At 67.8% G+C, this 18,455-nt stretch carries 20 protein-coding genes; 12 read left to right on the top strand and 8 right to left on the bottom strand.

What is annotated here, in order from left to right; all coding sequences use genetic code 11:
- Positions 1–16: 16 nt before the first annotated feature.
- Positions 17–511, bottom strand: a complete 495-nt coding sequence (locus R2APBS1_RS14320) for a GNAT family N-acetyltransferase (protein WP_015448468.1) — start codon at positions 509–511, stop codon at positions 17–19.
- Positions 508–1,860: a tRNA (N6-isopentenyl adenosine(37)-C2)-methylthiotransferase MiaB gene (gene miaB / locus R2APBS1_RS14315; RefSeq protein WP_015448467.1), complete on the bottom strand. Its 1,353-nt coding sequence runs from the start codon at positions 1,858–1,860 to the stop codon at positions 508–510. The genes R2APBS1_RS14320 and miaB overlap by 4 nt, the downstream gene beginning before the upstream one ends.
- Before the next feature lie 229 nt (positions 1,861–2,089).
- Here miaB and R2APBS1_RS14310 point away from each other — a divergent pair, with 229 nt between their 5' ends.
- The gene (locus R2APBS1_RS14310; protein ID WP_015448466.1) at positions 2,090–3,220 is read left to right on the top strand and encodes a lytic transglycosylase domain-containing protein; all 1,131 of its coding nucleotides are present in this window, start codon (positions 2,090–2,092) and stop codon (positions 3,218–3,220) included.
- 11 nt (positions 3,221–3,231) lie between these two features.
- Here the strand turns inward: R2APBS1_RS14310 and R2APBS1_RS14305 are convergent, their stop codons facing one another.
- Entirely contained in the window at positions 3,232–4,413 is a 1,182-nt protein-coding gene (locus R2APBS1_RS14305) for a S1C family serine protease (RefSeq protein ID WP_007507457.1), read from the bottom strand.
- A 160-nt stretch (positions 4,414–4,573) separates the two neighbouring features.
- Here R2APBS1_RS14305 and petA point away from each other — a divergent pair, with 160 nt between their 5' ends.
- From petA to R2APBS1_RS14280, 5 genes are all read left to right on the top strand, one after another.
- Positions 4,574–5,179 carry a ubiquinol-cytochrome c reductase iron-sulfur subunit gene (gene petA / locus R2APBS1_RS14300; RefSeq protein ID WP_007507459.1) on the top strand — a complete coding sequence of 202 codons (606 nt, stop codon included), beginning with the start codon at positions 4,574–4,576 and terminating at the stop codon, positions 5,177–5,179.
- A complete protein-coding gene (locus R2APBS1_RS14295; protein ID WP_007507462.1) occupies positions 5,179–6,480 on the top strand; it encodes a cytochrome b in 1,302 nt (433 codons plus the stop codon). Before petA ends, R2APBS1_RS14295 begins: the two co-directional genes overlap by 1 nt.
- A gap of 13 nt (positions 6,481–6,493) precedes the next feature.
- The gene (locus R2APBS1_RS14290) at positions 6,494–7,231 is read left to right on the top strand and encodes a cytochrome c1 (protein WP_007507464.1); all 738 of its coding nucleotides are present in this window, start codon (positions 6,494–6,496) and stop codon (positions 7,229–7,231) included.
- Between the two features lie 73 nt (positions 7,232–7,304).
- Positions 7,305–7,943, top strand: a complete 639-nt coding sequence (locus tag R2APBS1_RS14285; RefSeq protein WP_007507466.1) for a glutathione S-transferase N-terminal domain-containing protein — start codon at positions 7,305–7,307, stop codon at positions 7,941–7,943.
- Positions 7,930–8,388 (top strand): ClpXP protease specificity-enhancing factor, encoded by a 459-nt coding sequence (locus R2APBS1_RS14280; protein WP_015448464.1) that lies wholly within the window; start codon positions 7,930–7,932, stop codon positions 8,386–8,388. The genes R2APBS1_RS14285 and R2APBS1_RS14280 overlap by 14 nt, the downstream gene beginning before the upstream one ends.
- 45 nt (positions 8,389–8,433) lie before the next feature.
- Here R2APBS1_RS14280 and R2APBS1_RS14275 read toward each other — a convergent pair whose 3' ends face one another.
- The 4 genes from R2APBS1_RS14275 to R2APBS1_RS14260 form a co-directional block, all read right to left on the bottom strand.
- The gene (locus R2APBS1_RS14275) at positions 8,434–8,829 is read right to left on the bottom strand and encodes a DUF3301 domain-containing protein (protein ID WP_015448463.1); all 396 of its coding nucleotides are present in this window, start codon (positions 8,827–8,829) and stop codon (positions 8,434–8,436) included.
- 43 nt (positions 8,830–8,872) lie between these two features.
- On the bottom strand, positions 8,873–9,730 hold the full coding sequence (gene nadC / locus R2APBS1_RS14270; RefSeq protein ID WP_015448462.1) for a carboxylating nicotinate-nucleotide diphosphorylase: 858 nt from the start codon (positions 9,728–9,730) through the stop codon (positions 8,873–8,875).
- Positions 9,727–11,976, bottom strand: coding sequence for a DUF1631 domain-containing protein (locus R2APBS1_RS14265; RefSeq protein ID WP_015448461.1), 2,250 nt, complete (start codon positions 11,974–11,976; stop codon positions 9,727–9,729). The genes nadC and R2APBS1_RS14265 overlap by 4 nt, the downstream gene beginning before the upstream one ends.
- A gap of 122 nt (positions 11,977–12,098) precedes the next feature.
- On the bottom strand, positions 12,099–12,368 hold the full coding sequence (locus tag R2APBS1_RS14260) for a Trm112 family protein (protein ID WP_007507478.1): 270 nt from the start codon (positions 12,366–12,368) through the stop codon (positions 12,099–12,101).
- Between the two features lie 58 nt (positions 12,369–12,426).
- On the opposite strand from R2APBS1_RS14260, the gene purE reads away from it, so the two are divergent.
- Positions 12,427–12,930: a 5-(carboxyamino)imidazole ribonucleotide mutase gene (gene purE, locus R2APBS1_RS14255; RefSeq protein ID WP_015448460.1), complete on the top strand. Its 504-nt coding sequence runs from the start codon at positions 12,427–12,429 to the stop codon at positions 12,928–12,930.
- The gene (locus tag R2APBS1_RS14250) at positions 12,927–14,081 is read left to right on the top strand and encodes a 5-(carboxyamino)imidazole ribonucleotide synthase (protein WP_015448459.1); all 1,155 of its coding nucleotides are present in this window, start codon (positions 12,927–12,929) and stop codon (positions 14,079–14,081) included. The genes purE and R2APBS1_RS14250 overlap by 4 nt, the downstream gene beginning before the upstream one ends.
- Positions 14,082–14,148: 67 nt before the next feature.
- Here R2APBS1_RS14250 and R2APBS1_RS14245 read toward each other — a convergent pair whose 3' ends face one another.
- Positions 14,149–14,742, bottom strand: a complete 594-nt coding sequence (locus R2APBS1_RS14245) for a superoxide dismutase (protein WP_007507484.1) — start codon at positions 14,740–14,742, stop codon at positions 14,149–14,151.
- A gap of 113 nt (positions 14,743–14,855) precedes the next feature.
- Here R2APBS1_RS14245 and grxD point away from each other — a divergent pair, with 113 nt between their 5' ends.
- From grxD to olsF, 4 genes are all read left to right on the top strand, one after another.
- Positions 14,856–15,179 carry a Grx4 family monothiol glutaredoxin gene (gene grxD, locus R2APBS1_RS14240; RefSeq protein WP_007507486.1) on the top strand — a complete coding sequence of 108 codons (324 nt, stop codon included), beginning with the start codon at positions 14,856–14,858 and terminating at the stop codon, positions 15,177–15,179.
- On the top strand, positions 15,176–15,946 hold the full coding sequence (locus tag R2APBS1_RS14235) for an SDR family NAD(P)-dependent oxidoreductase (protein ID WP_015448458.1): 771 nt from the start codon (positions 15,176–15,178) through the stop codon (positions 15,944–15,946). Before grxD ends, R2APBS1_RS14235 begins: the two co-directional genes overlap by 4 nt.
- Before the next feature lie 65 nt (positions 15,947–16,011).
- Positions 16,012–16,611, top strand: a complete 600-nt coding sequence (locus R2APBS1_RS14230) for a YhgN family NAAT transporter (RefSeq protein WP_007507491.1) — start codon at positions 16,012–16,014, stop codon at positions 16,609–16,611.
- 98 nt (positions 16,612–16,709) lie between these two features.
- A complete protein-coding gene (gene olsF, locus R2APBS1_RS14225) occupies positions 16,710–18,422 on the top strand; it encodes a bifunctional ornithine lipid synthase OlsF (RefSeq protein ID WP_015448456.1) in 1,713 nt (570 codons plus the stop codon).
- Positions 18,423–18,455: the final 33 nt, after the last annotated feature.

Here is an 18,455-nt window from a genome sequence, read left to right as displayed (position 1 = left end):
GCGTGCGGCCACCCGGTCACAGCGTGCGGTGCATCACGTAGAGGTCGGTGGGGCCGAGTCGTGCGTGGCGAAACCCGCCGGGCACGGTGCCCACGATGCGGAAGCCGTGGCGCTGCCACAGGCGAACCGCGATGGTGTTGCTGGCCACCACGCAGTTGAACTGCATCGCGGTGAAGCCGGTCTGGCGCGCCTGTTCCAGCGAGTGCTCGCACATGGCCGAGGCAATGCCCTGGCCGCGCGCCTCGGGCGCCACCATGTAGCTGCCGTTGGCCACGTGATCACCGAGCCCGGGAAAGTTCGGCGCCAGCCGGTAGCAGCCAAGCACCTGGTCATCGCGCTCGGCCACGAAGCAGCGTGCCGGTGGCGTGGTCCACATGGCACGGGCTTGCTCGAGGCCCAGCTCGAGCGGGTAGACGTAGGTGTCGCCGGCCGCGACGATCGGCAGAAAAAACGGCCACACCCGCGCGAACTCGTCCGCACCGATCTCCCGCAGCACCAGCCCAGCCCTCATGAAGCGAGCGCGGCCGGTTCGTCGGCCCGCTTCACACGGCCACGCAGCGAGTTGCTCATCGCATCGGTGATCACCACGTCGACGAACTGGCCGATCAGGCGCGGGTGGCCGGCGAAGTTCACGTAGCGCATGTTCTCGGTGCGGCCGCTGAGTTCGTCCGGATTGCGCGTGCTGGGCTTTTCCACCAGCACGCGCTGCACGGAACCGACCATCGCCTCGTTGATCTTCCTCGCGTTCGCGTTGATCGCGGCCTGCAGGCGCGCGAGGCGTTCGTGCTTCACCGCCATCGGGGTGTCGTCGGCGAGCTTGGCCGCCGGCGTGCCGGGGCGCGAGGAGAAGATGAAGGAAAAGCTCTGGTCGAAGCCGACGTCGTCGACCAGCTTCATGGTCTTGGCGAAATCCTCGTCGGTCTCGCCGGGGAAGCCCACGATGATGTCGGTGGACACGCAGATGTCCGGCCGCACCGCGCGCAGCTTGCGGATCTTCTGCTTGAACTCCAGCACGGTGTAGCCGCGCTTCATCGCGCCGAGGATGCGGTCGGAGCCGGCCTGCACCGGCAGGTGCAGGTAGTTCGCCAGTTGCGGCACGTTGGCGTAGGCCTCGATCAGCGAGTCGGAGAACTCCAGCGGATGCGAGGTGGTGAAGCGGATGCGGCCGATGCCGTCGATCTGCGCGATCGCGTGGATCAGCACGGCGAGGTCGGCGATGCCGCCATCAAAGGTCGGGCCGCGGTACGCGTTGACGTTCTGGCCGAGCAGGTTCACCTCGCGCACGCCCTGTGCGGCGAGCTTGGCCACTTCCACCAGCACGTCGTCGAAGGGACGGCTGATTTCCTCGCCGCGGGTGTACGGCACCACGCAGTAGCTGCAGTATTTCGAGCAGCCTTCCATGATCGAGACGAAGGCGGTCGGGCCTTCCGCGCGCGGCTCGGGCAGGCAGTCGAACTTCTCGATCTCGGGGAAGCTGATGTCGACCTGCGGCAAGCCGCTGGCGCGCTGCGCCTCGATCAGCTGGGGCAGGCGATGCAGGGTTTGCGGCCCGAACACCAGGTCCACATAGGGCGCGCGCTTGACGATCGCCGCGCCTTCCTGCGAGGCCACGCAGCCACCGACGCCGATCAGTACCGGCTTGCCGTCCTGCTTGTGCTGCTTCCAGCGGCCGAGCTGGCTGAAGACCTTTTCCTGCGCCTTCTCTCGGATCGAGCAGGTGTTGATCAGGATCACGTCCGCCTCGGACTCGTCCTGGGTCAGCTCCAGGCCGTGCGAGGCCTTCAGCACGTCGGCCATCTTGGCCGAGTCGTACTCGTTCATCTGGCAGCCGTGGGTCTTGATGAAAAGTTTGCCGCTCATGGGCGTGGGGTACCGTGGTGCGTGAGGCCGGACTGGCCATCCGATTGACCGCGCAGTTTACCCCCGCGCGGACGCACCTGCCAGATCAAGCACTTGCGGGCTTTGCAGGGCGGCTGCCACCCGCCGTTTCCAAGCGGCAGGGCCGCGAGGGCGTGCCTGCCCGGCAAAGGTCATGGAATGAGACGTGCGCACTTGGCGTTGACGGGTGCATGGCGGCACACTGCGCCCCATGTTCGGCGTCGCAAGCCAAGGGGGAAGCGCCGATCGGCCTGCCGGGGGCTTCCCAACACGTTCGATCCTTTGCGGGATCGCGTTCGGCTGCGCGCTGTTGTGGTGGCCGACAGCACGGGCGGGCACGTTGTACCAGTGCGCCGGCGCCAGCGGCGAGGCGGTGTACAGCTCCAGCAAGGTCGGCTACCACGGCTGCAAGGCGATCGGCGGCTATGCCGCCCCCGCGCCTCGGCGCCGCGCGGCGCCGCCGCGGGCCGCGCTGAACCGGGTGGCCGGCACGGTGCAGACCACGGCCAACCCGTTGCAGGCGCAAGCAGCGGGGGTGGCTTCGCTGGCCGGCGTGCGCGGCGCGGTGGTCGAGACCCGTGCCCGCCGCCTAGACGCCCAGCCGCAGGAGCGGGCTTCACTGGCCGCGGTCCGGGGCTCGGTGGTGACCGGTGGCGTGCCGCTTCCTCCGGCAACGGAAACGCCCACTGCGGCGCAGCCGGCATGGGATGCCCGGAAAGCCGAGGCATCGGCGAACGGGCCCATCGGGCGCACCTATTACTATAAGGTGGTGCACGCCGACGGCAGCATGTATCTGGGCGACCACTCGCCGCCGCTGCAGAAAGACGACGTGCTGACCAAGACCTTCGTCGAGTACATCAGGACCTGCGCCGCCTGCGACCTGCACTCGCCGATCCACTGGAATTCGACACGGCTGAACCTGATCGCCTACGCCGACACCATCCGTGCCGCCAGCATCGAGTACGGCGTCGACGAGGCGTTCCTGCGCGCGATCATCCACGCGGAGAGCGCGTTCAATCCGCGCGCGCTGTCGCTCAAGGGCGCACAAGGACTGATGCAGCTGATGCCGGGCACGGCCAGCGACATGGGTGTGCTGGACGCGTTCGACTCCGACCAGAACATCCGCGGCGGCGCGCGCTACCTGGGCCTGCTGCTGCGCGACTTCGACGGCAACGAGCGGCTGGCCGCGGCCGCCTACAACGCCGGCCCCGGTGCAGTGCAGCGCTACAAGGGCGTGCCGCCGTACGCCGAAACCCAGGTCTACGTGGAACGGGTGGACACCTTGCGCCGGCGCTACGGCGCGGCGATCCATCCGCCGCTGGCGTTGCGCGGGCCGGGCTGAGCCGTCGGCTGTCAGCCGTCCGGCATGCTGCCGGCGCTCATGGCGGGGCGCTGGACAAGAGTGACGTCGAGGTGGAACGGAGTGCCGTTGCGCAGCCCGGAGACGGTCACCGTGCTGCCCGGCTTGAGCGCCGCCTCGCGCCGGCGCAGGTCGGCCGGGTCGAGGATGTCGTCGGCGCCGATGCGCAACAGGATGTCGCGCGGGCGAATGCCCGCCAGCGCGGCCGGGCCGCCCGGGTAGACCATGGTCACCAGCGCACCGCGTGCTGCCCCCGGCAGGCCGCCGTTGGCGGCCACCGGCACGAACGCATAGTCGGCCCCGAGCCAGCCGCGCACCACATGGCCGGTGGCGATGATCTGGTCCAGCACCTTCTTGGCCGTGGTCACCGGGATCGCGAAGCCGATGCCTTCGGCACCGGCGGCCTTGCCGATCAGCAAGGTGTTGATGCCGACCAGTTCGCCCTCGGCATTGACCAGCGCGCCACCGGAATTGCCCAGGTTGATGGCCGCGTCGGTCTGGATGAAATCCTCGGCGCTGGAGCTGTTCAACTGGCGGCCGATCGCACTGACGATGCCCATGGTGACGGTCTGGTTGAGGCCGAGCGGGTTGCCGATCGCCAGCACCACGTCGCCGGGCCGCAGCGGCTGCTCGGCGATGTGGATCACCGGCAGGTTGCTGGCGTCGATCTTCAGCACCGCCAGGTCCGATTCCTCGTCCGCGCCGACCAGGCTGGCCTTGGCGATGCGCCCGTCGTACAGCAACACCTGGATGTCGGCGGCGTGCGCGATCACGTGGTTGTTGGTCAGCACGTAGCCCTGGCCCTGGGCGCTGACGATGACGCCGGAACCGAGGGTCTGCTCGCGGTGCTGGAAGGTGGTGGGCTGGCCGCCGAACAATTGCTGCAGCACCGGGTTGTCGTACATCCGCACGGCCTGCTCGGTGACGATCCGGTTGGCGTAGATGTTGACCACCGAGGGCGCCGCGGCCGCCACGGCGTCGGCGTAGGAGACCGGCCCGCTGCCTGGATGGGGCGACCTGGCCGCGGGCGCGGTCGGCGCTGCCGCACCCAGCCCGAAGCGTTCGCGCAGGTGCTCGCCACTGCCTGGCCAGAACAGGCCGACCACGAAGGCCATCGCGAGGCCGAGGATGGCAAAGCGCGCGATGAAGAGGAGCGTGCCGGCGGCATGTTTCATGTCGAAAGGAGAGGTCCCGGCAGTCGTGGCGAGTGTTGCGGCGTCTGGACTTCGCCGCGATGCGCTTTATTGTACGGGGCGGGGCCTGACGCTACACTAACGCGATTTTTGCGGGGCCCAAACCCCACCTGGCATGACATCGCAAGTACCGGAGAGCCTGATGGCGAACGAAGTCGTCGATCATGGCCGCCGCCGCTTCCTGACAGCAACCACCGCGGTGGTTGGTGGTATCGGAATCGTGTCGGCGGCTGTGCCCTTCATCAAGTCGTGGGAACCCAGCGCGCGCGCCAAGGCCGCTGGCGCTCCGGTCACCCAGTCGCTGGCCAAGATCGAGGCGGGGCAGATGCTGACCGTGTCATGGCGCAGCCTGCCGGTGTTCGTGCTCAACCGCACCAAGGCACAGCTGGCCACGTTGCCGCAGGTCGATTCGCGCCTGGTGGACCCCAAGTCCGACGGCGCCTCCGCCGACCAGCAGCCGAAGTACGCACAGAACGAGGGGCGCTCGATCAAGCCGGAATGGCTGGTGGTGATCGGCATCTGCACGCACCTGGGCTGCGTGCCCGACTTCGTGCCGGAGATCAAGCCCGAGCCGTTCGATCCGGAATGGAAGGGCGGCTTCTACTGCCCCTGCCACAAGTCGCGCTACGACCTGGCCGGTCGCGTCTACGCCGGCGTGCCGGCGCCGAAGAACCTGCCGGTGCCGCCGTACCATTTCATCGACGACAGCACCATCCAGATTGGCGTGGATCCGAAGGAGGCTGGCTAATGGCCAACGTATTCACGAGCATCGGTGACTGGGTCAACGAGCGCGCACCGGGCATGATGCCGATGTACCGCGCGCACATGACCGAGTACTACGCGCCGAAGAACTTCAACCTCTGGTACTACTTCGGTTCGCTGGCGCTGCTGGTGCTGGTAAACCAGATCGTCACCGGCATCTTCCTCACCATGAACTACAACCCGAGCGCGGCGGGAGCCTTCGCCTCGGTCGAGTACATCATGCGTGACGTGGAGTGGGGCTGGCTGATCCGCTACATGCATTCCACCGGCGCCTCGCTGTTCTTCGTGGTGGTGTTCCTGCACATGTTCCGCGGCATCATGTACGGCTCGTACAAGAAGCCGCGCGAGCTGGTGTGGCTGCTCGGCATGCTGATCTTCCTGGTGCTGATGGCCGAAGCGTTCATGGGCTACGTGCTGCCGTGGGGCAACATGTCGTTCTGGGGCGCCAAGGTGATCATCTCGCTGTTCGGCACCATCCCCTACATCGGCAATTCGCTGGTGGAATGGATCATGGGCGACTTCCTGCCGGCCGATGCCACCCTGAACCGCTTCTTCGCGCTGCACGTGATCGCGCTGCCGATCGTGTTGCTGCTGCTGGTGGTGCTGCACATCGCCGCGCTGCACGAGGTGGGTTCGAACAACCCGGACGGCGTGGAGATCAAGAAGGGTCCCAAGGGCAACCGCTGGGATGCGCTGAAGCCGGCCGACGGCATTCCGTTCCATCCGTACTACACGGTGAAGGACCTGGTCGGCGTGGGCTTCTTCCTGCTGATCGCCGCGTTCATCATCTTCTTCGCGCCGACCTTCGGCGGCTGGTTCCTGGAGCACGACAACTTCATCCCGGCGAACAACCTGGCGACGCCGTCGCACATCAAGCCGGTTTGGTACTTCACCCCGTTCTACGCGATCGTGCGCATGATCCCGTCGTTCCTCGGCTCGGCCGTGTGGGGCGTGCTGGCGATGTTCGGCGCCATCGCGGTGCTGTTCGCGCTGCCCTGGTTCGATCGCGGCAAGGTGAAGTCGATCCGCTACCGCGGGACCGGCTTCAAGGTGGCGCTGGGGCTGTTCGTGCTGTCTTTCATTGCGCTGGGTGCGGTCGGCGCGGGCATCACGGCCGAGGTGATCCCGAGCTGGTTCGGCGACGTCGACGTGACGTTCTGGGAGAACCTGTTCGGTCGCGTGATGACGGCGGTCTATTTCGGGTTCTTCGCATTTCTTTGGGCCTACACATATTTCGGCTGGGAAAAGACCAAGCCGGTTCCGGAACGGGTGACGACGCATGACTAAGCGGCAGCTGCTAATGAAGCGGTACATCTTCCCGGTGGCGTTGGCGCTCGCTCTGGTCGTCGGCAGCGTGTCGGTGCAGGCAGCGGAAGGCGGCCTGCCGCATGCCGGCACCAATGTGCAGGACCAGGCTTCGCTGCAGCGCGGCGCCAAGCTGTTCTTCAACTACTGTATCGGCTGCCATTCGCTGAAGTACATGCGTTACGAGCGGATCGCCGGCGACCTCGGGCTGACCGAGCAGGACGTGATGCAGAACCTCAACTTCACCGGCGCCAAGTTCGGTGAGACCGTGGTTTCGCACATGCCCGAAGCGTCGGCGGCCAAGTGGCTCGGCAAGGCTCCGCCGGACCTCTCGCTGGAAGTGCGCGCGAAGGGAGCCGACTGGGTCTACGCCTACCTCAACTCGTTCTACCTGGACCCGAGCCGCCCGGTGGGCTGGAACAACACGGTGTTCCCGAACGCGTCGATGCCGTTCCCGCTGTGGGAACTGCAGGGCCTGCAGAGCGCGGTGATGACCGAGGCGAAGCCGGGCGAGGACGCCAGGGTGGAGAAGCTGGTGCTGTCTCAGCCGGGCAAGCTGACTCCGGCGCAGTTCCAGCAGGCCAGCCGTGACCTGACGACCTTCCTGGAATACGCTTCCGAACCAGCCGCCCTGCAGCGCCATCATTACGGCGTTTGGGTGCTGCTGTTCCTGGCGTTCTTCACCTTCCTGGCCGCCCTGCTGAAGAAGGAATACTGGAAGGACGTCCACTGAGCAGCCTGGATGGCATTATCCGACTGCGGCGGCCACGAGCCGCCGCAGTCGTCTCACCGATGGGGAATTGCGCATGGTCCCAAGCGCCCGCTCACGCAGCGTACTGACGCTCTACACCACCGCCGACGACGTGCAATGTCATCGCGCCAGGCTGGTGCTGGCCGCCAAGGGGGTCAGCTACGAACGGGTACTGGTCGATCCGGCCCGACCGCCGGAAGACCTGGTCGACCTGAATCCGTATGCCAGCACGCCGACCCTGGTCGACCGCGACTTGACCCTGTTCGACACCTCGGTGGTCTGCGAATACCTCGACGAGCGCTATCCGCACCCGCCGCTGATGCCGATCGATCCGCAGTCGCGCGCACGGCTGCGGGTGGCCGCGGTGCGCATCGAGAAGGACTGGCTGACCGAGGTCGACATCATCCGCGCCGGCGGCCGGCCCGCGGACGCGGCGCGCAAGCGCCTGCGCGGGCACCTGCTGTCCTCGGTGCCGCTGTTCAAGGCCGCGAAGTTCTTCCTCAATCCGGAAATGAGCCTGGCCGACTGCCTGGTGGCGCCGGTGATCTGGCGGCTGCCATGGCTGGGCGTGGAGCTGGGGCGCGAGGGCAAGCCGGTGATCGATTACGGCGAGCGTTTGTTCCACAGTCAGGGTTTTGCGCGCAGCATGACCGACCAGGAAAAGGCGATGCGGCAGATCCATGAGCAAGAATGAAGCGGTACCGATGAGCTCCAACCGCCCGTACCTGCTGCGGGCGATCTACGACTGGATCAGCGACAACAACCTGACCCCGTACGTGCTGGTCGACGCCGGTGTGGCCGGCGTGCGGGTGCCGCCGCAGGTGGTCAAGAACGGCCAGGTGGTGCTCAACCTGGCGATGCGTGCGGTGGCGAATCTCGACCTCGGCAACGAGTGGATCAGCTTCCAGGCGCGCTTTTCCGGGGTCAGCCAGGCGATCCAGATCCCGGTGCAGGCGGTGCTGGCGCTGTACGCGCAGGAGAACGGCCAGGGCATGATGTTTCCGGCCGAGGAAGAGGGCGGCGACCCGCCGCCGCCGTCGGCCCCCGAGCCCGACGACACCGCGCCGGCGTCGGGTGCCGACAACGCCGGCGGCGACAAGCCGAAACGCAGCACGCCGCACCTTCGCGTGGTCAAGTAGAAACGGGCTGCCGCGCTCAACCCGTGCGGCGGGCTCCGCTCCTACTCAGTTCGACCGGTTGCGCGGGCGCAGCGGCACCACATTGCCGGACGCTACCGTCGTGTTCCGTGCCGCGGCTTCCTCATGCGGCAGCAGTTCGATGGTGGGCAGACTCAGGCTGCTGAGCGCGTCGCCGATCATCCACAGCCGGCCCGACTCGCGGTCGTGGCCGTCGATGCTCACCTCGAAACCGTAGCAACGCTCGAGCATGCGCAGGCCGTTGATCCGGCGCAGGCGCACGGCACGCAGGCCGACAGTCTCGTCGAGCAGTTGCAGACCGTGCTGCTGGCATTGCTGGCGTGCTTCGCGCACGGCGCGTTCGCGCGCCGCGCTGAGCTTCAGCCACAGTCCCACGACGGCGGCAAGCGCCAGCAGCAGCAACAGGTTGGAAAGGTCGCTCATCCCCGCAGTGTGTGGGTGCCGGTGGGCGGGCGCAAGCGCGGGTTCAGTCCAGTTGCAGGCGCAGTGACAGGTCGATGGCGTGCACGTGCTTGGTCAGCGCACCGACCGAGATGAAGTCGACGCCGGTACGCGCGTAGTCGCCGATCGTGCCGAGGTCGATGTTGCCCGAGGCTTCCAGCGGCACGCGGCCGGCGGTGTACCGCACCGCCTCGCGCATCTGCGCCGGCTCGAAGTTGTCCAGCATGATCCGGTCCACGCCAGCCTGCAGCGCCTGCTCCAGCTCGTCGAGGTTTTCCACTTCGACTTCGAGCAGCAGCTCCGGATGCAGCCGGCGCGCCGCCTGCACCGCGGCAACGATGCTGCCGGCGGCGATGATGTGGTTCTCCTTGACCAGGACCGCGTCGTACAGGCCCATGCGCTGGTTGTGGCCGCCGCCGCAGCGCACCGCGTATTTCTGCGCCAGGCGCAGGCCGGGGATGGTCTTGCGCGTGTCCAGCACGCGCACCGCGGTGCCGGCGGTGGCAGCGACATAGCCGGCGGTCACCGTGGCGGTGGCGGAGAGCAGTTGCAGGAAATTCAGCGCCGAGCGCTCGGCGGTGACCAGCGAGCGGGCATGCCCCGACAGGCGGCAGATCACCGTGCCGGGGGCGACCCGGTCGCCGTCGCGGACCCGCCAGTCGATCTGCACAGCCGGGTCGAGCCGGCGAAAGCAGGCATCGAACCACGGCGTACCGGCGATCACCGCCGCATCGCGGCAGGTCAGTTCGGCGTGGGCCCTGGCGTCGGGCGGCAGCAGCCCTGCGGTGGCGTCGCCCGGGCCGAGATCCTCGGCAAAGGCGCGTTCGACGTCGGCGGCGATCTGCGCGGCGTCGGGCGGCGCGAACGACGAAGCCCCGCTCATTCGGTGGCCGTGTCCGCCGGTGGCGTGGTGCCGGGCTGGCTCAGCTTGTCGACGATCGCGGTCATCGCGCGGTCGAACAGCGCGTTGGCGGCGAGCATGCGGGCGTGGCCATCGGTGATCAGCACGGTCAAATCCTGCGGCGAATAGTCGGCCACCTTCAGGCCGCGCCGGTTGACGAACAGGTAGCGGCCGCTCATCGGGCTGATCCACGACAGCTTGGCCCGGGTCATCGGCTCGTCGGGCAGGCAAAACTCCAGCCAGGTGCCTGGTTGCAGCGACTGCACCTGGTGCCATTCCGGACTGTCCAGCGGCGCCTCGACGAGGTCCTCTTCGACGCTGTCCGGCGGCGTGGTGTCCTGGTCGATGACCGGCTGGATGCTGTCGGGGATTGCCAGCATCGCGGCGTCCTCACCGACGACGACCGCTTCGGTGGCTTCCGGCGTCTCGCCGAGCTGCTGGCGGTAATAGGTGTGCAACTGGCCGAGCAGACGCTCGATATCCTGTTCCTGGAACGCCACGTTGGCCAGGCCCTGGCGCAGCGCGCGCTCGATCCCGGGCAGCATCTGCCGCAACGCCTGCCGGCTTTCCAGGGTGGTTGCCGGCTTGGTGCTGGCGATGAAGTCGTCGACGAAGCGCAGCGCGCTCTTGAACTCGGGCGAGCCCTCGCCCTGGCGCAGCAAGGTCAGCACCAGGTGGTTGGCCCACGCGCGGGCCAGCACGCCGTGCACCAGTGGCGGCAGCTTGTGCTCGCCGATGCGGTCGAGGATCTCGCGGGCGGCGCGGCGGCGCGCCTGCTCGAGTTTCTCGCGGCCGCGGGTGGACTCGGCCACGCGCTGCTCGGCCAGCTCGGAGCGGCGCTTGTTGAGGTCCTGGAACTGCTGAAGGTCGACCAGCAGGCGCTCGAAGATGCCCATGTCGTTGTCGAAGTCGTGCAGCAGCTGGTCGACGGTCGACTTCACCTTGTCGTGCAGGCGGCGATCGCGGTCGGACTCCTCCGACCAGCTTTTGGCCTGCTCGGCCAGGCAATCCAGCAGCCGGCGTGCCGGGTGCTGGCGATGCGCGAACAGCTTGCGGTCGAGGATCGCCGCCTTGAGGTACGGAATCTGCAGCCGCGCCAGCATCACCTGCATCGTGGCCGGCAGGTTGCGGTCCTCCAGGATGAATTCGAACAGCATGCCGACCAGGTCGATGGTGTCTTCATCGATGGTGGCGACGTTGCTGGGCTTCTCGCCGCGCAGCGCGCCAAGCTGGGTCAGCAGCTGGCCTTTCAGCTGGAGCACTTCGCGACTCAGTGCGGCGGCGTCGTCCGGTTGCGCGTACGGCAGCGGTCCGGCGCTGGCGATCTGGCTTTGCAGCACGCTCAGCGCGCCCAGCAATTCGTTCGCCGACGGCAGCGGGCCGCTCGGTATCGCGTGCATGCCGCCGGCGGCAGGACCGCGGCGCGCGCTGAACAGCGCATGCAGGGTCTGCAGCAGGTCGCTGGGGATCTCGCCGGTCGCCTCGTCGGTCGCGTCGGCCGCCGCCGGGCCGGCTCCTTTCGCGTCGCCGCGCAGCACCTCGTGGCGCAGCTGTGGCAGCACGCCGGCCCGCACCAGTTCGGTGTTGATTTCCTGGTAGAGCTCTTCCAGCGACGACAGCACGTAGCGGTCGAAAAGCTTGTAGATGATCAGCTTGACCCGCATGTCGGCGCTGAGCTCGTGCAGCGCCTGACGGAATGCCTGGGCCAGGATCGCCGGCGCCACCGGGTTGCTGGAATCCTCGATCTTGCGGCCGCCGCAGATCACTGACAAACGCTGGTTGACCGTGAACAGCTCGCGCGCGAGGCGCGCGTCGTTCTTGCTGATCATGCTGGTGATGGCCAGCGATTCTTCCAGCTCGTTGTCCGCCACCAGCGTCAGCTCGGGCGTGCCGAACGGCGAGGCCGGGTTGCCCGACAGCTGCGGGTGGGGCAGTTCGCCGATGTGGCGGCTGATTGCGCCCAGGAAGCTGCGCTCCACCGCCGGACGGCGCTTGCGCACTTCGCGCATGCCGTCGAAGTAATGCATCTGGGCGGCATTGTTCTCGGCTTTCTCGGCCAGGTCGAACAGGGCGTCGTCGACGTGCTCGAAGGCATTGCCGACCCATTGCTGCAACCGCTTGCCGGCGATGCTGCGCACGGAGCCGAGCAACTCGCCGACGCGCTCGCTGGCCGGATCCAGGCGCTGATTCAGATGGATGACGCGGGACGGATCACTGGCTTCGTTCATCGCCAACCCCCTGGAACATTGCAGTGCGCGATCCAACCCGGGAGGGAGCCGCGCAAGTGTCGACGATAAGGCAAAGCAGGTACCCGTGTCATGCGCCGGGCGCTTTCAGCCGCCAGGCGCTTTCAGCCGGCGGGGAAGCCGGTCAGCTGGGTGGTACCGATGCCTTCCTCGGGCAGCATCACCGGAATGCCGTCCTCGACCCGGTAGATCACCTTGTGGTCGGTGGTGATCAGGCCTTCGCCGACCCGCTCGTGCACGGCGGCGCCGGCCACGGTGTCGACCTTGCCGGCGCCGATGGCGTCGTTCAGCGCGTCGAGTTCGCGCTTGCCCAGCGGACGCAGTGGCATTTTGCTGACCGGGCAGCACAGGATGTCGAGCAGACGCTTGTCCATGCTTGGGTGTGCGGGGTGGGGAAAGCCCGTACAATAGCCGCTTTTGGACGGCCCGGCCATGACAGGAACAAGCAGAGCGCCGCGCATCGGCCTGGTGATGGGCTCGCGTTCGGACTGGGAAACCATGCAGCACGCGGCCAACGTGCTGACCGAGCTGGGCGTGCCGCACGAGGTACAGGTGGTTTCCGCCCACCGCACGCCGGACCTGCTGTTCAGCTACGCCGAACAGGCGCCGGCGCGCGGGATCCAGGTGATCATCGCCGGCGCCGGCGGTGCCGCCCATCTGCCCGGCATGCTGGCGGCCAAGACGCGCCTGCCGGTGTTCGGCGTGCCGGTGCAGTCGAAGGCGCTGAACGGGATGGATTCGCTGTTGTCGATCGTGCAGATGCCGGCCGGCATCCCGGTCGGCACCCTGGCGATCGGCCGCGCCGGCGCGGTGAACGCCGGCCTGCTGGCCGCCGCGGTGCTGGCGCTGCATGACCCGGCGCTGGCCACGGCGCTGGACCACTGGCGCACACGCCAGACCCGGGCCGTGCTGGAACAGCCGGATCCGCGTCAATGAGCGGGCGACGGCAACCCGTGCTGGGCGTACTCGGCGGCGGCCAGCTGGCGCGCATGCTGGCGCTGGCGGCAGCGCCGCTGGGCGTGAAGACACTGGCGGTGGACAGCGTGGCCGACGCCTGTGCGGGACAAGTCGCGCCGCTGCTGGTAGCCGACTGGACCGACTATGCCGCGCTGGAGGCGTTCGCCGCCCGGGTCGATGTGGTCACCTTCGATTTCGAGAACGTGCCGGCCGAGACGGCGCAACGGCTGGCCGAACGGGTGGCGGTGTTTCCGAACCCGCGCGCGCTGGCGGTGGCGCAGGACCGGCTGGCCGAGAAGACCCTGTTCCGCGAGTGCGGGCTGCCCACCCCGGACTTCATGACGGTGGATACGCGCGAGCAACTGGACCAGGCGCTGGCGACGGTCGGCGCACCGGCGATCCTGAAGACGCGCCGGCTCGGTTACGACGGCAAGGGTCAGTTCCGTCTGCATGACCTGGCGGATGCGGACCCGGCGTGGGCCGCGCTCGGCGCGCAGGCGGCGAAGCATGGCCTGATCCTGGAGGCGTTCGTGCCGTTCGAACGCGAACTGTCGGTGCTCGCCGTGCGCGGGCGCGATGGCGATTTCCGCACCTGGCCGCTGACCCGCAACTGGCATGTCGACGGCGTGCTGTCGATGAGCCTGGCACCGGCGCCGGATATCGAGCTGCTGCAGCCGCGCGCCACCGAGCTGGCCCGCACGCTGGCCGAGCGGCTGGACTACGTCGGCGTGTTCGCGCTGGAGCTGTTCGTCAGGAACGGCGAACTGCTGGGCAACGAGATGGCGCCGCGGGTGCACAATTCCGGCCACTGGACCATCGAGGGCGCCCACACCAGCCAGTTCGAGAATCACGTGCGCGCGGTGCTCGGCTTGCCGCTGGGCGACACCGGCGCACGCAGCCCGTCGGCGATGTTCAACTGGATCGGCGAGCTGCCTGACGCCACGGCGGTATTGCAGGGCGTCGATGCGCACTGGCACGACTATGGCAAGCAGGCCCGGCCAGGCCGCAAGGTGGGCCATGCCACGGTGTGCGCACCCGATGCCGGACTGTTGGCCACACGGCTGGGCGGTATGGCCGTGGCACTCGGGCGCGAGGCGCAGGTGGCGCCGGTGTTGTCCGTGCTCGCTTGAACCGCCGGGCATGGGCACAAAAAAACGGAGCCGCCAGGGCTCCGTTTTTTTGTTTGCGATGGGGGAGTCAGGCCAGGTTGCCGGCTGCGAATTCCCAGTTCACCAGGTTCCAGAACGCCTCGACGTACTTCGGGCGGGCGTTGCGATAGTCGATGTAGTAGGCGTGTTCCCACACGTCGGTGGTGAACAGCGGCTTGTCGCTGCCGGTGATCGGGGTGGCCGCGTTCGAGGTGTTGACGATGCCGAGCGAGCCGTCCGGGCGCTGCACCAGCCAGGTCCAGCCCGAGCCGAAGTTGCCGGCGGCGGATTTGCTGAACTCCTCCTTGAACTTGTCGAACGAGCCGAACGCCTTGGTGATCGCGTCGGCCAGCTTGCCGCTCGGTGCGCCGCCGCCCCGGCCTTGAGGAGCGCTGGGGCTCATCGAGTTCCAGTAGAACGTGTGGTTCCAGATCTGCGCGGCGTTGTTGAACACGCCGCCGGACGACTTCCTGATGATTTCCTCGAGCGGCGCGTTGGCGAACTCGGTGCCCTCGATCAGCTTGTTGAGGTTGGTCACGTAGGCCTGGTGGTGCTTGCCGTAGTGGTACTCCAGCGTTTCGGCGGAAATGTGCGGTTCCAGTGCGTTCTTTTCGTACGGCAGCGGAGGAAGTTCGATCGCCATGATGAGGCTCCTTGACGGTGGCGGGGGAGAAAAGGCCGGCGCAGCGGACGGCAGCCGACGGGTGACTGATACAATACCGGTCTGCCTGCATTGTAAAGATGAATCACCGAGCTATGGACATCAACGAGCAAATCAAGGCGATGCTGGCCGCGCATCCCATCGTGCTTTTCATGAAGGGCACGCCCGAATTTCCGATGTGCGGCTTTTCCAGTCGCGCGGCCAGGGCGTTGACCGAGGCCGGCGCCGTGTTCCATGCGGTCAACGTGCTGGCCGATCCGCAGATCCGCGCGGCGCTGCCGCACTTCTCCAACTGGCCGACCTTTCCACAGCTGTTCATCCAGGGCGAACTGATCGGCGGCTGCGACATCGTCGAGGATCTGAAGTCCTCCGGCGAATTGTCGCGCATGGCCAGCGACGTGGCCGGGGTGGCGCCTTGACGACGCTGCCGGTTTCCCGATTGCCGGTCGGCTGGCAGCCGCCCCCCGAGACCCTGGCCGGTCGCGTGGTGCTGGTCACTGGCGCCTACGGCGGGCTCGGCGGCGCGGTGGCGCGAGCTGTGTCGCGAGCGGGCGCCACGGTGGTGATCACCGGCAAGCGCAAACGTCAGCTGGAACAGCTGTACGACGCGATGCTGGCCGAAGGCCTGGCCGAGCCGGTGATCCATCCGCTGGACATGGAAGTGGCCACGCCGCGCGAATACGCTGCGCTGGCCGAGGGGCTGGAGCGCGACTTCGGCCGGCTCGACGGCATCGTGCACGCGGCGGTCAGTTTCGGCGGGTTGACCCCGATCAGCATGCACAAGCCGGATGCCTGGCTGCGCGCGATGCACGTCAACGTCAACGCGCCGTTCGCGCTGACCCAGGCCTGCCTGCCGCTGCTGACCCAGGCCGCCGACAGCGCGGTGGTGTTCGTGCTGGATGATCCCGCGCTGCTGCAGCGCGCGCACTGGGGCGGCTACGGCGTATCGAAGGCGGCGCTGGAACGGTTCGTGGCGATCCTGCACGAGGAGACCGATAACGGCCCGCTGCGCACCCATGCACTGCTGCCCGCGCCGATGCGCACGGCGCTGCGGCAGCTGGCTTATTTCGGCGAAGATATCCTGCAGCGACCGCTGCCGGATGCGGCTGCTGCCGCCGCGGTCTATCTGCTCAGCGCGCAGGGCGCGGCGGCGCGTGGGGCCATACTGGATTTGCGGGTCGACTGAACGGTTGCCCGGCGGCGCCGGCGTGGCGTCCGCCCAACGAAAATGGAGTCGAGATGGAATCGCAGATGACCACACTGTCGGCGGGCATCCTGCTGTTCCTGATCATGGATCCGCTGGGCAACATCCCGCTGTTCCTGAGTCTGCTGAAGGACGTGCCGCCGAAGCGGCGGCGTCGCGTCATGGTGCGTGAACTGCTGATCGCGCTGGGTGTGCTGCTGGCGTTCCTGTTCGGCGGCCAGTATTTCTTGCGGCTGCTGCAGCTGAAGCAGGAGTCGATCAGCATCGCCGGCGGCATCGTGCTGTTCCTGATCGGCATCCGCATGGTGTTTCCGCCGGCCGACGGCAGCGGCATCTTCGGCAAGGCCGGCGGCGGCGAGCCGTTCATCGTGCCGATGGCGATCCCCGGCGTGGCCGGCCCCTCGGCGATGGCGGCGTTGCTGCTGCTGACCAATACCCAGCCCGGTCGTACCGCCGACTGGACCATCGCGCTGCTGCTGGCGTGGCTGGCCAGTTCGCTGATCCTGCTCAGCGCCACCTATCTGTTCCGCTGGCTGGGCGAGAGCGTGCTGACCGCGCTGGAACGCGTGATGGGCATGCTGCTGATCGCCTTGTCGGTGCAGATGTTCATGGCCGGCGTGGCGTCGTTCCTGCACATGAACGTTTGAAACGGTGATTTTGCCCCTGTTGTCGCAGGACCCGGTTCGCATGTTCGTGCGGCTGTCATAATCGGCCGCCAGGATGGGGGGAATCCGAGGAGGCAGACATGCTGAGCATCGAACAGTCCCTTGTCGATCGACTGCCGTGGTTGGCGCAGTACCCCCGCCTGCGGCGCCCGATGGCCGGCATGCTCGGGCGCCTGGCCGACGAAGACGGCTTCAACCGCGTGCTGGACCGGGTCGGCGCCGCCGAAGGCTTCGACTTCGTCGATCGCGTGCTGGACGTGCTCGGCACCAGCCATCACGTCAACCCCGGCGATCTGGAGAACATTCCCGTCGACGGCCCGCTGCTGGTGGTGGCCAACCATCCGCTGGGCATGCAGGACGCACTGGCGCTGCTGCAGCTGATCGGCTCGGTCCGCCGCGACGCGCGCATCCTCGGCAACGACTGGCTGGCGACGGTGCCGCAGCTGGGCCAGTTGCTGCTGCCGGTGGACGTGTTCGGCAAGGGCGCCACCTCGCGCCTGCGCGGCATCTATCGGGCGCTGGAGAATGGCGAGGCGCTGATCGTGTTTCCCGCTGGCGAAGTGTCGCGCGTGCGCCCCGGTGGCGTGCGCGACGGCCGCTGGTCGGACGGCTTCGCGCGGCTGTCCTTGCGCAGCAAGACGCCGGTACTGCCGGTGCACGTCTCGGCTCGCAACTCGGCCATGTTCTACGGCCTGTCGATGCTGGCCAAGCCGCTGAGCACGGCGATGCTGCCGCGCGAGGCAGTGGCGCCCGGCAAGCGGCGGATCGGTTTCAGCATCGGCGCCCTGGTCGGTGCCGAGGAGCTGGCGCAACGCAGCGGCAGCTCGCCGAAGCAGGCCGCCAAGCTGATGCGCCGGCATGTCTACCGGGTCGGCCAGCATCGCGGCCTGGTGTTCGGCGGCCAGGCGCCGCTGGCCTTGCCCGAGCCGGCCGCGGAGGTCGCGGCGGGGCTGGCGCGCTGCGAAAAACTGGCCGACCTGGGCGACGGCAAGCAGGCCTGGCTGTTCATGGGCACGCCCGACAGCGCGGTGATGCGCGAGATCGGCCGCCTGCGCGAACTGACGTTCCGCAAGGTCGGCGAGGGCACCGGCGCCCGGCGCGACCTGGACGCCTACGACCCGCATTACGAACACCTGGTGCTGTGGGATCCGCAGGCGCTGCGTATCGTCGGCGCCTATCGCTTCGGCCACGGCGGCCGGCTGATCGCCGAACGCGGCATGGCCGGCCTGTACACCTCCAGCCTGTTCGACTATTCGCCGGCGCTGGAGTCGCGGCTGGCGCAGGGACTGGAGCTGGGGCGCAGCTTCATTGCGCCGGCCTACTGGCGTTCGCGCGCACTGGACCAGTTGTGGCAGGGCATCGGCCTGTACCTGCAGCGGCACCCGGAACTGCGCTACCTGTTCGGTCCGGTGAGCATGTCGATGAGCCTGCCGCGCGAGGCGCGCGAATGGATCGCCGCGGCGCACCAGCATTATTTCGGTGTGCCGGGACTGGCCGCCGCGCGCCAGCCCTTCGTGGTCTCGCCCGAGGTGGTGCAGGGCGTGCGTGAGGCGCTGGATGGGCTGGACGCCATTGCCGGGCTGGGCAAGCTGAAACACCATCTGGACGCGCTGGGCGTCAGCATGCCGGTGCTGTATCGCCAGTATGTGGATCTGGTCGAGCCCGCCGGCGTGCAATTCCTCGACTTCGGCGAGGATCCGGGTTTTTCCGGCTGCGTGGATGGCCTGGTGATGCTCGACCTGGTCAACCTGAAGCCGGCGAAACGTGCGCGATATCTCAGCAAGCGGGAGTGATCCGGTATAGGCAGGGCAGGCCGGTGTGGCGCG

This window comes from Rhodanobacter denitrificans, assembly GCF_000230695.2.
GTDB classification, from domain to species: domain Bacteria; phylum Pseudomonadota; class Gammaproteobacteria; order Xanthomonadales; family Rhodanobacteraceae; genus Rhodanobacter; species Rhodanobacter denitrificans.
The sequence above is the reverse complement of the archived record's forward strand: the minus strand, read 5'-3'. Positions and strand labels throughout refer to the sequence as shown.